Below are 16,501 nucleotides of genomic sequence, written 5' to 3' on the forward strand. Positions count from 1 at the left end.
GTCAGCTGCCTGTCAGGCTATTTACAGCGGACGCGAGCGAATCGATACTGGAAAACGTCGAGCGGACCAGCAGGCTGTCGGGGAACTCGACGTCAAACGCCGATTCGACTGCGAGCATGACGCCGACGGTGGCAAATGACGTCAGCCCGCATGCGAACAAGTCATCGCCGGAACCGATTGTTGCGGCCGGCACGCTCAGATTAGCGGTTTCGCTCAAAATTTCGCGTAGTGTATCTTCCACCGGATTTCCTTCCCCTGAATAGATTTACAAACTCGAAGGCATGGCGGCGACTCGTATGAGAAAGTTGCTGTGCAATCGTTCTCGAATGCGCGTCCCTGCCTTTCTTTTTTCGTAATGCGGTAATAAATGCTGCGCTACACGTTGCGTGATTCGTCAGCCACCCGGAGCGCACGCAGTTGCGCCGTTCGACGGGGCGATCGCGGAGGGGGCGTCTTACGATACTCAGTCTGTTGCGTTTACGCTACTCCCCCGCCTGCATTAGCCGAGGGCAATCTTTGATTTCAGACAATCGCATGAATCAAACGTCCGCCCTAAATACTACCGTTAATTCTTTGCACACGGAAAAAAATTGAAAGTTTTCGTTATTGGATGTGCCGGATGATCATTTACCCGTCCGCGGCATATCGGCGCGACCACGGCTAATTACCGGTAGTCGACGCTTTAAGAGTCTGCGGACATGATTTTCCATGTAGTAAATACGTCACGCCTGCGTCGATCGGGAGCGGGAAAGAGCGCCATTCGCGTATTCGGTAAGAATTTCCTTTGAAACGAATGATGGGTCTCCGCACGCGTCCCGTTATTATTTTTTTTTATTACGTCTTTCGATGGGTACTGATATGGGACGCGTCCGTCCTTTGTGACGAATGACCCCATTTACGCAAATGGTCTGTTTCCTATTTTACGTGCAAACGTTTTCAATTCGGTGATTCCCGCGTGTCGGAAACGTCCGTCGGCGTTTCAGCCTGATGTCGCGCGGCCGAGGCGCTTGAAATTACAATATTCTTTCATTCGTGCTAATGTTGCGCTTGTCTTTGGGGAGTAGCCGGCTTCTATCTGGAAGCAGCTGCGTCAACATTCTCGGTCGCCCAGACCGTGGCGCAGCCAGCCTTTAGGTTGGCGAGACCATCGACACATCTCGCGACCGGTCGGGCGCGGCGATGTGTCGTGGTTTTTTGCCCGACCTAGAGTCCCCACACAATGAATCCCGTCGCGACGCTTTTCCTTGCTTTTGCCATGTCCACCGATGCCTTCGCGGCTGCGATCGGCAAAGGCGCCGCGCTGCATCGACCGCGATGGCGCGAGGCGATCCGGACCGGTTTGATTTTTGGCGTGATCGAGGCGCTGACGCCGATCGTCGGGTGGTTTCTCGGCAAGGCGGCGGCGCAATATGTCTCCGCTTGGGATCATTGGATCGCCTTCGCCTTGCTCGGCGTTCTCGGCGGCCGCATGATCATCAATAGCTTCAACGTAGAGGACGCGATCGACGAGAAGCCGGCGCGTCATTCATTCTGGCTGCTGGCCGTTACGGGCTTTGCAACGAGTATTGACGCCATGGCCGTGGGCGCGGGGCTGGCGTTCGTCGACGTCAATATCTTTTCCACGGCCGCCGCGATCGGTATGGCCACGGCGACGATGGTAACGATCGGGGTCATGGTGGGGCGTGTCGTGGGCCGCATCGTGGGGCGCCGTGCGGAGTGCGCCGGAGGTGTCGTGCTCATCGGCATCGGCACGCTGATTCTCGCCGAGCACCTGAATCTGATCGGCTAGTCCAGCACGGGAGCGGGACGCGGGCCCAGCGCTTTCGGCCCTACCGTCACGAACAACGCCGACGCGACGACCAGCCCCCCGCCCAGCCATGAGAGCATCGGCACCGATTCATGCAGCCAGACGCAGGCAAACACGGCGCCGAACACCGGCTCGGTGCCCATGAGCAGCGACACCCGCGTCGGATCGATTTTTTGTACCGCTACGTTTTGCGCAAAAAACGCGAAGACCGTGCAGACCAAAACGAGATAGACCGTACAGAGCCAGAAGCTGGCCTCATGTGGCAACGCCGCCATGCCGTGCCCGAAGAACAGGATCCCGCCGATACCCGATCCGATGCCGACCGAGAGGCTTTGAATCGACGTCAACGCAAGCGGCGAGACGGCGTTGTCGCGCGTCAGCCATTTTGTCGCGCACACCATCAACGCGCGCAGGCAGGCGGCGGCCAAAATCAAGACGTCCCCTGTTCCGATCGATGAGAACCCCCCATTGAGCGTGATCAGGAGCGCGCCTACCGCGGAGACGAGCACCGCCGCGCGCTCCCGACCGCTGGGTGTGCGCTTAAGCAGCCCCCATTCGACAAAGGGCGTGATGACGACGCAGAGATTGATCAGGAAGGCCGCGTTGCTGGCGCTCGTCTGTGCAACCCCGAAGGTTTCACACACGAAAATGGCGAGCAAGATCATGCCGGACGGCATGCCGACTTTCAACGCGCGGGCCTTGTCGGTTCGATGCAATCGCAAAAATGCGGGCGAGGTCAGCAGAAACGTCAGCCCGAAGCGAATGCACAGAAAGCCGAGCACCGGATAAAAGGTAACCGCGTGTTTGGCGATGCTGTAGGAACTGCCCCACGCAATGGCGACCAGGAGCAACATCCATTCCGCCAGATGGACAGTCTGGCAACGTGCTGGCAGCTTCATACGGACCTTTGAGATGACGTGGTTGACGGCACCTATTCTCAGGGGCATCCTAAACGGTGATAATCCTCTTCTCAGGCACTTCATTTATTCCCCGTGAGCACAAGTCTCGGCATCCAGCTGCTGCCCGACATCGCCGTTTTTGCGAAAGTCGCGGAGGCGGAAAGCTTTTCGGCGGTTGCACGGCAACTGGGCCGGACGCCATCGTCGGTGAGCAAGCAGATTGCACGTCTCGAAAATGCGCTCGGTGTGCAGCTTCTCGTTCGGACGACACGCTCGCTGCGCTTGACCGACGCGGGGCAGGCCGCGTACGCGCACGGACGCGCGATGCTGAGCGCGAGTCAGGAGGTCGTGGCGCTGAGCGATCGATTCGTGAAAGCACCGCAAGGAAAAATCAGCCTGAGCGTGCCGCGCGCGTTCGCAGTGAAGGTCGTGCAGCCCATCGCAATCGACTTTCTGAAGTGCTATCCCCTTGTCGATCTCCAGTTGATCGTCACCGATCGCGTCATCGATCCCTTCCAGGAAGACGTCGATCTAACGATTCGCATCACCGACACGCCGCCCGAGGGTTTGACGGGGCGCCCGTTGACGCCAGTGCGGCAAGTGGTCTGCGCCTCGCCTGCTTATTTCCAGGAGTACGGCCGCCCGGATCATCCCAGCGAGTTGGCCGGCCATCGTTGCGTGTTCCTGGGCGAAGCGCCGGACGACAATGTATGGCATTTTCACCGCGACGCAGAGAAAGTCTCCGTGAAAGTCGCCGGACGCTATGTGTGCAATCACAGTCCGATGCGGCTGGACGCGGCCAAGGCGGGCCTCGGCATTGCCTGTATGCTGGATTTCATGGTGGGCGATACGCTGAGCTCGGGCGCCTTGGAAGCGATATTCACCGATTGGGAGCTGCGCACGCCGTGGCAAGGCGCAGCATGGTTGCTCTATCCCGGCACGCGATATCTATCGGCGCGGCATCGCCTCTTCGTGGATTTCCTTGTCAGTCGCGTGTGCGGCTGACGAGGCACGCGGCACGCTACGCGAGCGACGCCACGAAGCGCAGCAGTAAGCGATGCGCGTGGGGCGTATCGGACGATGCCGACGTGCCGGTTGTCTCTGGCGGCAGCGCGTTGCCATTGCGAGATGAGGCGTTCCGGTGTCGCGTCAGACAGTGTCGAATCAGCGCGACGGTGAACTCGGGGTGAAACTGCACGGACATCGACTTGTCGTTGTCGACCAGGAGCCGGTGATGATCGCCCCCGACACCGCCGCGGGCAATGGCAGGTTCTCACCCCGTTCCGGCTGTACGCCAATGATTTCGGGATGCCCACTCGCCAAGGCTTGCCGCACCCACGCCGCCTGTTCGCCGTATGCCTCTCTTACATCGAGGGGCGGGATCCCCATCTGGATTATGAATAAAGGCCGTGCGGACATGTTCTCCATCGACATCGAAAATTCGGCGATCGCGTCGCCTTGCGCTTGCGTTAAGGAAGGGTGTTGCGCGGATGATCACGCAAGCCGATCGTAGCGGCGCCAGCGATAGATCGCCAACGACGACACCCACGCAAAGATGAACAGGCCGATGATAAAGAAGCCTAAATCGTTGAAGTTATCGTTCAGCGCGCCGACGATATCCCAAAACACGCCAGTAAAGCCGAACTGGTCGTTCAACAGCCCGAGCGTTTCGATGCCGGCAATCATGACGGCGACGACGACCGATACCAGCGTGATCGTCAGATTATAGTAAAGCTTGCGGATCGGTTTGACGAAAGCCCATTGATAGGCGCCTAGCATCAGGACGCCGTCGGCCGTATCGACCAAAGACATGCCCGCCGCGAACAGCATCGGAAAAACGAGAATTTGAGATAGCGAGACGCCATGTACCGCCTGCGAGGCGGACATGCTCAGCAGACTGACTTCCGTTGCCGTGTCGAATCCCAGGCCGAACAGGAAGCCCAATGGCAGCATCCACAAGGGATGCGACACCAGCCGGAAAAGCGGTTTGTACAAGCGCGCGAGCAACCCGCGATTATTCAGCAGCAGATCCAGATCGTCCGCCTCGATCGACTCGCCGCGGCGCACCTTGTCGAACCGCTTCCAGACGCCTCGCAAGATCACGATATTCATCGCGGCGATCAGGAACAGAAAGAGCGCCGAGACCGATGTCGAAAGAATGCCGCCGATCGTGCGCCACGCATCCACGCGGCTTTGCAAGGCAGACGCGGCAATGGCGACGCCCAAGGCGACGATCACGACAACGGCGGAGTGGCCCAGTGCAAAAAAGAAGCCGACGGTGACGGGCCGCTTGCCGTCCTGCATGAGTTTGCGGGTCACGTTATCGATGGCGGCGATATGATCGGCATCGACGGCGTGCCGTAAGCCGAAGCCATACGCCAGCAGTGCGGCGCTGAGTAATAGCGGCTGCCCGTGGAGGGCGATAAAGGCCCATATCCAGGTGCCGATATTGAAAAGGCCGAGTACCGAAAAAACGGAGAGGATGCGGGCTTTAAGGGAGACGTCATCCCTCGTCAAAGACGTGTTTTGCACGGCGAAACTCATTGGTCAGGTTGCCAGAGCCGCGCATTCGCGCATCAACGGCGTCGCGGCACCCCGCACGACGCCATCGCTCTGACCCGGGTTCGACGGCAGGTCTCCTGGCTGGCGGATCATCGCGCACCGTCGGCCTTCCCGACACCTTGCGGTGTCAGTGGCAGTCAAGGACGGCGCGCTTCTCGCACACAGTTGCGGGGGCAGCCACAAGCCCGCGGCATGCCGCCTCCGCGCCTTGTGTTCCCTTTTAATCCGATATGGAACCATCGATCGCCACTATACGGCGGGATCCGGGCGCTGGAAAGGGCGTATCTCGATAAAGACCCGAAACATCGACGCACGGGCGCGATATGCACGCGTCGCCTTGCCAGCTGGGCGCGGACCTTACGCTTCGTATAGCTCGAGCGGCAAATCATCCGGGTCGGCAAAGAACGTAAACTTCTTGCCGGTATATTCGTCCACCCGCACCGGCTCCGGTTCGATGCCGTGATGTCGTAATGACTGCACGGCTGCTTCCAGATCCGGCACGCTGAATGCAAGGTGGCGTAGACCGCAGGCCTCGGGTCGGCTGACGCGCGGCGGAGGCGAGGGAAAGGAAAACAGTTCGATCTGCGCGCCATCCGGCAGGCGCAAATCCAGCTTGTAGGAGTCGCGTTGCGCGCGATAGACCTCCGCGACGATCTCCAATCCGAGGACTTCGGTATAGAAACGGCGCGAGCGCGGGTAATCGGAGGCGATGATTGCCGCGTGGTGGATGCCTGAAATATTCACTGATGCGTGCCTTGTCCGATCGCGGAGGATGCGGCAATTTTAACGCATGAGGCACGCTTCGATCGGCGTCACGGGCAGCGCCGCTCAAACGCCGCGCGACACGAGCCGGCCGATCATTGCGCCAGGCAAGGCCGTGATGAGCATGTGCAGCGTAAAGTCGACGTCGGCCGCGGCGATATCGAAACGCACGACCACGTTTTCGCCCGCGACGCTGGTACCGATGATGTACACGCCCAAAGCGGAATGGAGCAACTGACTCAGCCGGTCGCGTGGCGAGCCGGCCTTGCCGTGACAGTCGCTTTGCAGGGTGATGTCGAGAAACACGCGTTGCTGTGCGACAGCGGCGGCATCGCCAAGCCCGCGGGCGGGCGTCAAGGAGGGTGCGGCGCAAAGCGGCGCGGTTTGCGGCGTAGAACGGTTCATCGCTTACTCCAGAACAGACAAGGGCATCCGGCGTAGCGCCGAGGGGGTGACGGACAGGGCACGAGACAGCTGCTCCATCAGCTTGTCGGACGCCGTCGTCAAGGGCGGACGGGTTTCGGCGCGCGCTAAGCCGGCCAATGCCAGGCACGCTTTGATCGCGGTGGGATTGCTCGTCGAGAAAAGCAGGCGAATCGTGTCGGTGAGCGCGTCGAAGTCGAGCGAGGCCTCACTGCGTCGGCGCGCCATGCCGTAGGGGGCGGCGCCTTCGGCCGCGCCGCGCATATCTCGGTCGATTGCGACGAGCGCCTCCGGGAAGACATGCGCGCTTGCGAGAATGCCGCCGCTGCCGCCGGCCAGCAGACACTCGATCAAGGCGGCGTCGGTACCGCAAAGCATGCTGAGCGGTAATTTTCCGAAAGCGGTGAAGCTCGCCGGGACACACGCTTTGATCGCAACGATCTCGTGCCGATAAAGCAGCTTCTCGACCGTTTCGGGCGCCAATGCGACGCCTGATCGCACAGGCACGTCATAGAGGATGATCGGTTTTTTTGCAGCGTCCGCGATGGTGGAAAAGTGCCATAGCAAGCCGTCTTGATCGGGACGGATATAGGCGGGTGCGGGTATCAGATAGCCGGCCGGATCGAAGGCGCGATAGGTCGACATCGCGTCGCACATCTCCGCAGTACTCATGCCGCCTACGCCGATAAAGACCGGCATCCCGGTTGGGACTACGTCGAAAAAGGTCTCCAGTACGGCGAGGCGTTCTGCCGGTGAGAGGAGTGCCGACTCGCCGGTTGTGCCTAAGGCGACGAAGCCGCTGATACCCGTTTTTGCATAGTATCGAATCAACTTTTGCAGTGCGGCCAGATCCACTTCGCCATGTTTAAACGGCGTGACCAGCGGCAGCCATATACCTGAAATCATCATTTTGTCCGTCGCGACGGGTATTCAAATTCCCGCGGGTAAATTTGCTGGATAGTTGCACCGGGGATCAGCGACAGCAGATGTTGCAAGGTCGCTTTCATGCCGGCGGCAGGGGCGTCGAACGTGAAGTGAATGCGTGAAGGAAACAGCGTGGCCTCGCGCACCGTCGCACCGAGTGACGATTCGAATACGCGCTTCAGTTGCATTCGCTGTTGCGATGGTGCGAGATCGTGCGCGACCACTTCGATGATGTAGGCATCGAACGGTGCGGGTAGCGCGGCGTGCGAAGGGCGCCGCACCGCATGCGTCTTGTTCCACGAAAGCATGACTCATTCCTCCTGTTGCCACATGCCGGGATCGCGCAGGAATGCGATCCAATGCGCGCTTTCCTCCGGGAGCCCGTTGACGCGCCAACAGGCAGAGAGGCGATGCCGGAATCGTAGCGCCGGGGTGCATCAAATTGGCGTAAAAAAAGCGCCCCTTTGCATCAAGGACGCGGCGATTTTTTGTGGACAGCGAGGCGTACGGGCCCTTGCACATCAATCTTTATGCGTTCTTTATACCTTCGCCCTGTTTCTTATCGCGATCTTTATGCTGCTCTTGATACGCTTTATACGCAGGATCGCCACGACTTTTTCGTGTAAGGAACGAAGCAAAATGGACGCCTTTTACGTGGCCGGCATCGTCGGCTTTTGCGTAGTCTGTCTCTTATTGGTGCGCGGCTGCGACCGTTTGCGCCGTACCCCGGGAGGTCGCTGATATGACTGCCTGGACTTTATGGATGTCGGGTGGCGCATCGTTGCTGCTTTTTCTCTACCTCGTGTATGCGCTGGTGCGTGCGGAGGATCTGCAATGAATGCCAACACCGTGCTGCAATCCGCAGTTTTTATCGTCGTGCTGTTGTTGTTGGCCTACCCGGTAGGACGCTATATCGCAGCGGTCATGGACGGTTCGTCGTTTGTCGTGCGGCGGCTGGGTCGCCCCATCGAAAAGGTTTTATACGCGATCGCAGGCGTCGATCCCGATACCGAAATGTCGTGGAAGCGCTATGCCGTTTGCATCCTGCTGTTCAGCGGCATCGGTACGCTGTTTCTCTATGCATTGCTTCGACTGCAGCAATGGCTGCCGTTCAATCCGCAAGCGATGGGGCCGATGAGCCCTGATGGCGCGTTCAATACCGCGGTCAGCTTTGTCACTAATACAAACTGGCAGGAGTACGGCGGGGAAAGCACGCTGAGCTATCTGTCGCAGGTCGTCGGGCTGACGGTGCAGAACTTCCTCTCCGCCGCCACCGGGATCGCGGTCGCCGTCGCGTTGATCCGGGGATTTGCCCGACACACGATGCGGACGATCGGTAATTTCTGGGTCGACCTCACACGCATTACCTTGTACATCCTTGCGCCGCTCGCCGTGGTCGTCGCGTTGTGCTTTGTCGGCCAGGGTGTCATCCAAACCTTTGCGCCTTACAAAGAGATCGATACGCTCCAGACAACGGTATATCAGGCGCCGAAGCTGGATGGCGCAGGCAATCCGGTGAAAGACGCCAGCGGCAATCCCGAGACGGTGGATACGTCCGTCAGCAAGCAGACGCTTGCGCTCGGGCCGGTTGCCTCGCAAGAAGCCATCAAGCTATTGGGAACGAACGGCGGCGGCTTTTTCAATGCCAACTCGGCGCACCCCTTCGAGAATCCCACGCCGCTGACAAACTTCTTGCAAGTGCTGGCCATGCTGTTGATTCCAGCGGGCTTGTGCGTCACGTTCGGCGTCATGGTGGGCGACAGGCGGCAAGGCATCGCAATTCTCGCCGCGATGACGATCGCTTTCACGATCGCCTTGGGCGTCGAACTGCATGCCGAGCAAAGCGGCAATCCGGCATTCGCCGCGCTGCATGTCGATCAGACGCCAAGCGCCTTGCAGTCCGGCGGCAACGCCGAGGGCAAGGAAACGCGCTTCGGCATCGCACAAACCGGCATCTTCACCGTTGCAACCACGTCGGCGTCGACCGGGGCGGTGGACGCCACGCATGATTCCCTGACGCCGATCGGCGGCCTGGTGCCGATGCTGCTGATGCAATTGGGCGAGATGATTTTCGGCGGCGTGGGCTCCGGCCTCTACAGCATGCTGGCCTTCGCGGTATTGGCCGTCTTCGTTGCCGGGTTGATGATCGGCCGCACGCCGGAATATCTCGGAAAAAAGATCGAAGCGTACGAGATGAAAATGGTCGCCGTGGCGATCCTGCTGACGCCTTTCCTGGTCCTCGTCGGATCATCGATCGCCGTACTTGCGCCGGCCGGGCTCGCGGGCATCGCCAATCCCGGCCCGCATGGTTTCTCGGAGGTGCTCTACGCCTTTTCCTCCGCGGCCAATAACAACGGCAGCGCGTTTGGCGGCCTGACCGTCAACACGCCCTTCTACAACATCCTGCTGGCTATCGCGATGTGGTTCGGTCGCTTCGTCTGGATCGTGCCGGTACTGGCGGTGGCGGGTGCGCTCGCCGCGAAGAAGCGACTGGCCGTGACGTCCGGGACGCTGCCAACGCATGGTCCGCTGTTTGTGGTGCTGTTGCTCGGCACGATCGTATTGGTGGGTGCATTGACCTATGTTCCGGCGCTGGCCTTGGGACCGGTGGTCGAGCAATTGATGATGGTGTCGGGCCATTGAGGCCCCGTCGTTCACGAGATCGAAAATGAATTCTCCGTTAAAGCATGTCGTCGGCGATGCGCCGGCTTCCGGGGGCCAACACGCCGAGGGCGGTGCGCCGACTCCCCAGCCGAAACCGGGCGCACGATCGATGTTCGATCCGGCCTTGTTGCGTCCCGCGCTGATCGATGCCTTCCGCAAGCTTTCGCCGCGCACGCAGTTGCGAAACCCGGTGATGTTTTGTGTCTATGTCGGCAGCCTGCTGACTACCGTGCTGTGGATTGCCGCGGTGCTGGGCCATCCCACGTCGCCGGAATCGTCCGGTTTCATCCTCGCCGTGACGCTGTGGTTGTGGTTCACCGTCTTGTTTGCCAATTTCGCCGAAGCGCTTGCCGAGGGGCGATCGAAGGCGCAGGCGGCGTCGCTGCGGGAGGCCAAGCGCGACGTGACGGCGCGCAAGCTCGCGCAACCGAAGGTCGATGGCGATGTCGCCTTGGTACAAGCCTCCTCGCTGCGTAAGGACGATTTCGTCCTTATTAAAGCCGGCGACACTGTGCCGGCCGATGGCGAGGTCGTCGACGGTGTGGCGTCGGTCGACGAGTCGGCGATCACTGGCGAGTCGGCGCCGGTCATCCGTGAGTCCGGTGGCGACTTCAGTTCGGTGACAGGCGGCACGCGCGTGCTGTCCGACTGGATCGTCGTGCGGGTTTCGGTCAATCCGGGCGAAGCGTTTCTCGACCGGATGATCGCCATGGTCGAAGGCGCCAAAAGGCAGAAGACGCCGAACGAGATCGCCTTGACGATTCTGCTGGTCGCGCTGACGTTGGTACTGCTCTTCGCCTGCGCCACGCTGCTGCCTTTCTCGATATTCTCGGTGTCGGTGATGAAGGCGGGGCAAGTGGTATCGCTGACCGCGCTGGTGGCCTTGCTGGTGTGCCTGATTCCGACGACGATCGGTGGCTTGATGTCGGCGATCGGCGTGGCGGGAATGAGCCGCATGTTGCAGGCCAATGTGATCGCGACGTCGGGCCGCGCGGTGGAAGCGGCCGGCGATGTGGACGTGCTGCTGCTCGACAAGACCGGCACGATCACGCTGGGGAACCGTCAGGCCTCGGCCTTCGTGCCGGCGCCGAATCGCACCGAATCAGCACTGGCCGATGCGGCGCAATTGGCGTCGCTCGCCGATGAAACGCCCGAGGGACGGAGTATCGTCGTCCTGGCGAAACAGCGTTTCAATTTACGCGAACGCGACCTCGCGGCGCTGCGCGCGACCTTCATTCCTTTCAGCGCGCAAACGCGGATGAGTGGGGTCGATCTGCCGGAGCGGGAATTACGCAAAGGTGCCGCGTCCGCGATACGGAAATGGGTGGAGGAGAGCGGCGGTGATTTCCCCGCGGCATTGCAGGCGTCGGTGGACGATATTTCCCGGCGCGGGAGCACGCCGCTCGTCGTGGCGCAGAAGGTGCGCGTTTCTGGCGGCGTCGAGGTGGGCGCTGAAGTGGTCGGCGTGGTCGAACTCAAGGATATCGTCAAGGGCGGCATCAAGGAGCGATTCGCGGAATTGCGCCAGATGGGCATCAAGACCGTCATGATCACCGGCGACAACCGCTTGACCGCCAGTGCGATCGCAGCGGAAGCCGGCGTGGACGACTTCCTCGCCGAAGCCACGCCGGAAGCCAAGCTGGCGATGATCCGCTCGCATCAGGCGGAAGGTCGTCTTGTCGCGATGACGGGCGATGGAACAAACGATGCGCCGGCGCTCGCGCAGGCCGACGTCGCCGTCGCAATGAACACCGGAACCCAGGCGGCCAAGGAGTCCGGCAATATGGTCGATCTCGACTCCAACCCAACGAAGTTGATCGAGATCGTCGAGATCGGCAAGCAGATGCTGATGACGCGCGGGGCGTTGACGACGTTTTCCATCGCGAACGACGTGGCGAAGTATTTTGCGATTATCCCGGCGGCGTTCGCCACGACCTATCCGCAGTTGCGCATCCTCGACGTCATGCATTTGACGTCGCCGACGTCTGCCATCCTGTCGGCGGTGATCTTCAACGCCTTGATCATCGTTTTCCTGATTCCGTTGGCGCTGCGCGGCATTCGATACCGGCCGCTGGGTGCCGCCACGCTGCTGCGACGGAACCTGTTGATTTATGGGCTTGGCGGTTTGTTGCTGCCCTTTCCCTGCATCAAGGTCATCGACATGATTCTCGCCCTTTTGGGATGGGCTTGAACGGGCTCTCAGGACCGATGTGTGCCGCGTCGAGCGGCGATGGCACACACGCTCTCATTGCGTAAGGAGTGCACCATGAATACTATTTTTCGACCCGCTATCGTTTTGTTTGCCGCTTTCACGGTGATGACCGGCGCCGCCTATCCGGCGCTCGTGACCGGAATCGCGCAGGCGGTGTTTCCGTATCGCGCCAACGGCAGTCTGCTCGAACGCGACGGCAAGCCGGTCGGGTCCGCCTTGATCGGCCAGCAATTCGACGCGCCCCAATATTTCTGGTCGCGGCTTTCCGCCACCACGCCGAATCCGTATAACGCCACCGCATCGTCCGGCTCGAATCTCGGACCGACGAATCCCGCGCTGCTCGATGAGGTAAAGGGCCGTATCGATGCATTGCGGCAGGCCGATCCGAGTAACACGGCGCCGTTGCCGGTCGACCTCGTCACGTCCTCGGGCAGCGGTCTCGATCCAGAAATCAGCCCGGCGGCGGCGTATTATCAGATGGATCGGGTAGCGAAGGCCCGTGGCTTATCGCCGGATGCGGTGCGTCAAAAAATCGTCCAATATACGTCTGGTCGGCAATTCGGATTTCTCGGCGAACCGCGGGTGAACGTCCTGCGCCTGAATCTGGCGCTCGACGCGGCGGCGACCCATCCATGACGCGTGACAATCGATCTTTCATAGGCCAGGAAAAGTGATGGAGCGTCCCGATCCCGACGCGTTGTTGAGCCGCATTCAGCGAGAGGAAAGCCGTCGCCAACGAGGTCGCCTGAAGATTTTCTTCGGCGCCTCGGCCGGCGTCGGCAAGACCTACGCAATGCTGCTGGCCGCCCATCGGCGTCGCGAGGAGGGCGTCGACACCGTGGTGGGCGTCGTCGAGACACACGGGCGGCAGGAAACTCTGGCCTTGCTGGAGGACTTGGAGCGCTTGCCGCCCACCACGTTCACGCAGCGCGGCAAGCGCCTGCCCGAGTTCGATCTGGACGGTGCGCTGGCGCGTGGGCCGGCCTTGCTGCTCGTCGATGAACTTGCACACTCGAACGTTGCGGGGGCGCGGCACGCCAAGCGCTGGCAGGACGTTCAGGAGCTGCTGGACGCCGGCATCGACGTCTATACGACCGTCAACGTGCAGCATCTCGAAAGTCTGAACGACATTGTCGGCCAGATTACCGGCATCCGCGTCTGGGAGACGGTGCCGGATCGCATCTTCGATCTCGCCGATGAAGTGACCTTGGTCGATTTGCCGCCCGAGGAATTGTTGGACCGCTTGCGCGAAGGGAAGATCTATCTGCCGCAACAAGCCGAGCGCGCGATCAAGCACTTCTTTCGCAAGGGCAATCTGATTGCGCTGCGCGAGCTGTCGTTGCGCCGCACGGCCGACCGTGTGGACGCGCAGATGCGCGAGTATCGCGCGGACCAGTCCATCGAGCGGCTGTGGCGGGCACGGGAGCGGCTGATCGTCTGCGTGGGCGCGGGCGGTGGCAACGGGGCGCTGGTACGGACGGCGGCGCGCCTGGCGGCCAGCCTGAAGGCAGACTGGCTCGCGGTGCATGTCGACACGCCGACATTGCGGCGGCAATCCGATGCCATTCGCAAGCAGACCTTCGATACGTTGCGTCTCGCCGCCGAACTGGGCGCCGAGACGGTGACCTTGGACGGCAGCGACGCGGTGACGACCTTGGCGGCGTACGCCACGATGCGCAATGTCTCGAAATTGCTCGCGGGGAAGTCGCAGCGCGGGCGGTGGCGCCGTTTCCTGGCGCCGAGCTTCGTGGATCGATTGGCGGAGGCGGCGCCGCAGATCGAGCTTACCTTGCTGGCGCCGCATGCCACGGCGTCGCGCTATCCCCGCGACTGGCGTGCGATGCTGCTGGGCAGTCACACCGCCGATGCGCCACGATCCTCGTTGGCCGCCTATGGCAAGGCCAGCGGTATCGCGGCGGTCATTACCGCCTTGATCTTCACGGTGTCGTCGCAGATCGACCTCGCGAACCTGGTGATGTTGTATCTGTTGGGCGTCGTCTTTGCCGCCGTGCGACTCGGGCGCGGTCCGGGTGCCTATCTGTCGTGCCTCAGTGTCGTCGCTTTCGACTTCTTCTTCGTGCAACCGCGCTTCTCCTTCGCGATTGCCGATACGCAGTATCTGCTGACGTTTGCCGTGATGTTGGCCACCTCCCTGACGGTCAGCAACCTGACGTCCAATCTGCGTCGGCAGGCGCGGGCCGCATCGTTGCGCGAGCGTCGCACGGCGGTGATGTATGCGATGACGCGGGAATTGGGCGCGGCCTTGACGGAGGCGCAGATCATCGAGATCGCAACACGCCACGTGAACGAGGTATTCGGCTCGCGGATCGCGATCCTGCTGCCGGACAGCGATGAAAAAATGCGGCAGAAAGTCAGCGCGCCGGATCCGGCCACGACGATTCCCGACGACAAGCTCGATATCGACGTTGCGCAATGGGTCTACGATCGACAGCAGGCGGCGGGTGCGGGGACGAATACCTTGCCGTCGAGCGCGGCCTATTATCTGCCGTTGAAAGCGCCGATGCGTACGCGCGGTGCCATCGCCGTCTTGAGCGAGCGTCCCGGTGAATTCGCCGCCCCCGATCAACTTCGTCTGCTCGAAACCTTTGCCGCGCAGATCGCGCTGGCCATCGAGCGTGTCCACTACGTCGATATCGCACAGGATGCCTTGGTGTCGATGGAATCCGAGCGACTGCGCAATTCACTGCTGGCGACGATCTCGCATGATCTACGAACGCCATTGACGGCCATCGTGGGATCGGCCGCCGTGCTGACGGATCGGCTGTTGCAAACGCCGACGTCTATGCCAACGCCGGCATTGGCCGCTGCATGCTCGGAGACGGTTCCCACTCGCGCAGTGCCGCATGTCGACGCGTATGCGCTGGCGCGGGGCATTCATATCGAGGCCGAGCACATGGTCCGTCTCGTTAATAACCTTCTCGATATGGCGCGCTTGCAGGGGGGCGGCGTGACGCTCGATCTGCAATGGGGCATGATCGAAGAAGCGGTGGGAGGGGCCTTGGCCGCGTGCCGAAGCGGACTGGCCGGACGGAGCGTCGATGTATCGATCCCAAGCGATCTGCCGATGGTGCGCTTCGATGCGGTGTTGATGGAACGTGTTCTCGTCAACCTGGTGGAGAACGCATGCAAATACGCGCGGGCCGACACACCGCTGTCGATCGTCGCAGCCGCCATTCACGACACGGCGCAGCGACGTATTCGGGTCTCCCTCAACGATATCGGCCCTGGCCTGCCGGAAGGTAGCGAGGACAAGATTTTTGAGAAGTTCACCCGGGGGACGACGGAATCGGCTACGCCTGGGGTGGGCTTGGGCCTGGCGATTTGTCGGGCGATCATCGCGGCCCATGGCGGGCGTATCGGGGCACGAAATCGAAAGGACGCGAATGGCGTGACGGTGGGCGCGAGCTTCTGGTTCGATCTGCTTGCCAACGACACGCCACCGCGCCTGCCGGAAGAAGGAATCGACAGTGAATAAACTGACTCTTTCCATCCTGCTGATCGAGGATGAGAAGCACATTCGCCGTTTTGTTCGTACGGAGCTGGAGTCGCGCGACATGAGCGTGCATGAGGCCGGTACGGGCAAGGAAGGACTCATCGCCGCGCAAACACGTCGTCCGGATCTGTTGATCGTCGATCTCGGGCTGCCCGATATGGACGGCCTCGATGTCATCCGTCAGGTGCGTGCGTGGAGCGATATGCCGTTGATCGTTCTCTCCGCGCGTAGTCGGGAAGACGAAAAAATAGCGGCGTTCGAAGCCGGCGCCGATGACTACCTGACCAAGCCGTTCGGTACCGGCGAACTGATCGCCCGCATTCACGCGTTGCTTTGGCGCACGCATCGTCACGCCGAAGCGCGCACGAACGAGGTCCGTTTCGGTGATATCCGCGTCGATTTGAACGATCGACGCGTCACCTTGGCGGACGAACCCGTTCGTTTGACGCCGGTCGAATTCAGATTGCTTGCGATGCTGATTCGGAATGCGGGCCGGGTCTTGACGCATCAGCAGTTGCTGACCGAGGTCTGGGGGCCATCCCATGCGCGAGACACGCAATACCTCCGTGTCTATATGGGGAATTTGCGGCACAAGCTGGAACGCGATCCTGCACAGCCGATCCATTTCGTGACCGAGACCGGGGTCGGTTACCGGCTCGTCGGATTGCAGCCGCGCGAATAGGGGGCGGTGGCCGTGGAAGGCCGCCCGTGGCGTATCGCGCCGCGGCTCACCA

Annotated in this window: 16 protein-coding genes and 2 riboswitches; of the genes, 8 read left to right on the forward strand and 8 right to left on the reverse strand. The window is 61.2% G+C overall.

What is annotated here, in order from left to right:
• Position 1 precedes the first annotated feature (1 nt).
• Positions 2-241: an acyl carrier protein gene (locus ABEG21_RS02495; RefSeq protein ID WP_347555707.1), complete on the reverse strand. Its 240-nt coding sequence runs from the start codon at positions 239-241 to the stop codon at positions 2-4.
• A gap of 802 nt (positions 242-1,043) precedes the next feature.
• A riboswitch (yybP-ykoY riboswitch) is annotated at positions 1,044-1,209 on the forward strand.
• A gap of 10 nt (positions 1,210-1,219) precedes the next feature.
• Here ABEG21_RS02495 and mntP point away from each other — a divergent pair.
• A complete protein-coding gene (mntP, locus tag ABEG21_RS02500) occupies positions 1,220-1,789 on the forward strand; it encodes a manganese efflux pump MntP (protein ID WP_347555708.1) in 570 nt (189 codons plus the stop codon).
• On the opposite strand, the gene ABEG21_RS02505 is transcribed toward mntP, so the two are convergent.
• Positions 1,786-2,706, reverse strand: a complete 921-nt coding sequence (locus ABEG21_RS02505) for an EamA family transporter (RefSeq protein ID WP_347555709.1) — start codon at positions 2,704-2,706, stop codon at positions 1,786-1,788. The genes mntP and ABEG21_RS02505 overlap by 4 nt on opposite strands.
• 93 nt (positions 2,707-2,799) lie before the next feature.
• Between ABEG21_RS02505 and ABEG21_RS02510 the strand changes: the two genes are divergently transcribed.
• Entirely contained in the window at positions 2,800-3,711 is a 912-nt protein-coding gene (locus tag ABEG21_RS02510) for a LysR family transcriptional regulator (RefSeq protein ID WP_347555710.1), read from the forward strand.
• A 16-nt stretch (positions 3,712-3,727) separates the two neighbouring features.
• Here the strand turns inward: ABEG21_RS02510 and ABEG21_RS02515 are convergent, their stop codons facing one another.
• From ABEG21_RS02515 to ABEG21_RS02540, 6 genes are all read right to left on the reverse strand, one after another.
• Entirely contained in the window at positions 3,728-3,910 is a 183-nt protein-coding gene (locus ABEG21_RS02515; protein WP_347555711.1) for a hypothetical protein, read from the reverse strand.
• A gap of 290 nt (positions 3,911-4,200) precedes the next feature.
• Positions 4,201-5,238: a HoxN/HupN/NixA family nickel/cobalt transporter gene (locus ABEG21_RS02520; RefSeq protein ID WP_347555712.1), complete on the reverse strand. Its 1,038-nt coding sequence runs from the start codon at positions 5,236-5,238 to the stop codon at positions 4,201-4,203.
• A gap of 79 nt (positions 5,239-5,317) precedes the next feature.
• A riboswitch (cobalamin riboswitch) is annotated at positions 5,318-5,524 on the reverse strand.
• A 101-nt stretch (positions 5,525-5,625) separates the two neighbouring features.
• On the reverse strand, positions 5,626-6,012 hold the full coding sequence (locus ABEG21_RS02525; RefSeq protein ID WP_347555713.1) for a VOC family protein: 387 nt from the start codon (positions 6,010-6,012) through the stop codon (positions 5,626-5,628).
• Positions 6,013-6,096: 84 nt separating this feature from the next.
• A complete protein-coding gene (locus ABEG21_RS02530; RefSeq protein WP_347555714.1) occupies positions 6,097-6,435 on the reverse strand; it encodes a hypothetical protein in 339 nt (112 codons plus the stop codon).
• Between the two features lie 3 nt (positions 6,436-6,438).
• A complete protein-coding gene (locus ABEG21_RS02535) occupies positions 6,439-7,362 on the reverse strand; it encodes a dihydrodipicolinate synthase family protein (RefSeq protein WP_347555715.1) in 924 nt (307 codons plus the stop codon).
• Positions 7,359-7,685 carry a hypothetical protein gene (locus ABEG21_RS02540; RefSeq protein ID WP_347555716.1) on the reverse strand — a complete coding sequence of 109 codons (327 nt, stop codon included), beginning with the start codon at positions 7,683-7,685 and terminating at the stop codon, positions 7,359-7,361. Before ABEG21_RS02540 ends, ABEG21_RS02535 begins: the two co-directional genes overlap by 4 nt.
• A 434-nt stretch (positions 7,686-8,119) precedes the next feature.
• On the opposite strand from ABEG21_RS02540, the gene ABEG21_RS02545 reads away from it, so the two are divergent.
• The 6 genes from ABEG21_RS02545 (at position 8,120) to ABEG21_RS02570 (ending at position 16,449) form a co-directional block, all read left to right on the forward strand.
• The gene (locus tag ABEG21_RS02545) at positions 8,120-8,215 is read left to right on the forward strand and encodes a potassium-transporting ATPase subunit F (protein ID WP_347555717.1); all 96 of its coding nucleotides are present in this window, start codon (positions 8,120-8,122) and stop codon (positions 8,213-8,215) included.
• Positions 8,212-10,020 carry a potassium-transporting ATPase subunit KdpA gene (gene kdpA, locus ABEG21_RS02550; protein WP_347555718.1) on the forward strand — a complete coding sequence of 603 codons (1,809 nt, stop codon included), beginning with the start codon at positions 8,212-8,214 and terminating at the stop codon, positions 10,018-10,020. Before ABEG21_RS02545 ends, kdpA begins: the two co-directional genes overlap by 4 nt.
• A 130-nt stretch (positions 10,021-10,150) precedes the next feature.
• Positions 10,151-12,232: a potassium-transporting ATPase subunit KdpB gene (gene kdpB / locus ABEG21_RS02555; protein ID WP_347556587.1), complete on the forward strand. Its 2,082-nt coding sequence runs from the start codon at positions 10,151-10,153 to the stop codon at positions 12,230-12,232.
• Between the two features lie 75 nt (positions 12,233-12,307).
• Positions 12,308-12,889 carry a potassium-transporting ATPase subunit KdpC gene (gene kdpC / locus ABEG21_RS02560; protein WP_347555719.1) on the forward strand — a complete coding sequence of 194 codons (582 nt, stop codon included), beginning with the start codon at positions 12,308-12,310 and terminating at the stop codon, positions 12,887-12,889.
• 37 nt (positions 12,890-12,926) lie between these two features.
• Complete coding sequence (locus ABEG21_RS02565; RefSeq protein ID WP_347555720.1) at positions 12,927-15,749, forward strand: sensor histidine kinase KdpD; 2,823 nt, start codon at positions 12,927-12,929, stop codon at positions 15,747-15,749.
• The gene (locus tag ABEG21_RS02570; RefSeq protein ID WP_347555721.1) at positions 15,742-16,449 is read left to right on the forward strand and encodes a response regulator; all 708 of its coding nucleotides are present in this window, start codon (positions 15,742-15,744) and stop codon (positions 16,447-16,449) included. The genes ABEG21_RS02565 and ABEG21_RS02570 overlap by 8 nt, the downstream gene beginning before the upstream one ends.
• Positions 16,450-16,501 lie beyond the last annotated feature (52 nt).

The sequence above is a fragment of the Robbsia sp. KACC 23696 genome, assembly GCF_039852015.1.
GTDB lineage: Bacteria > Pseudomonadota > Gammaproteobacteria > Burkholderiales > Burkholderiaceae > Robbsia.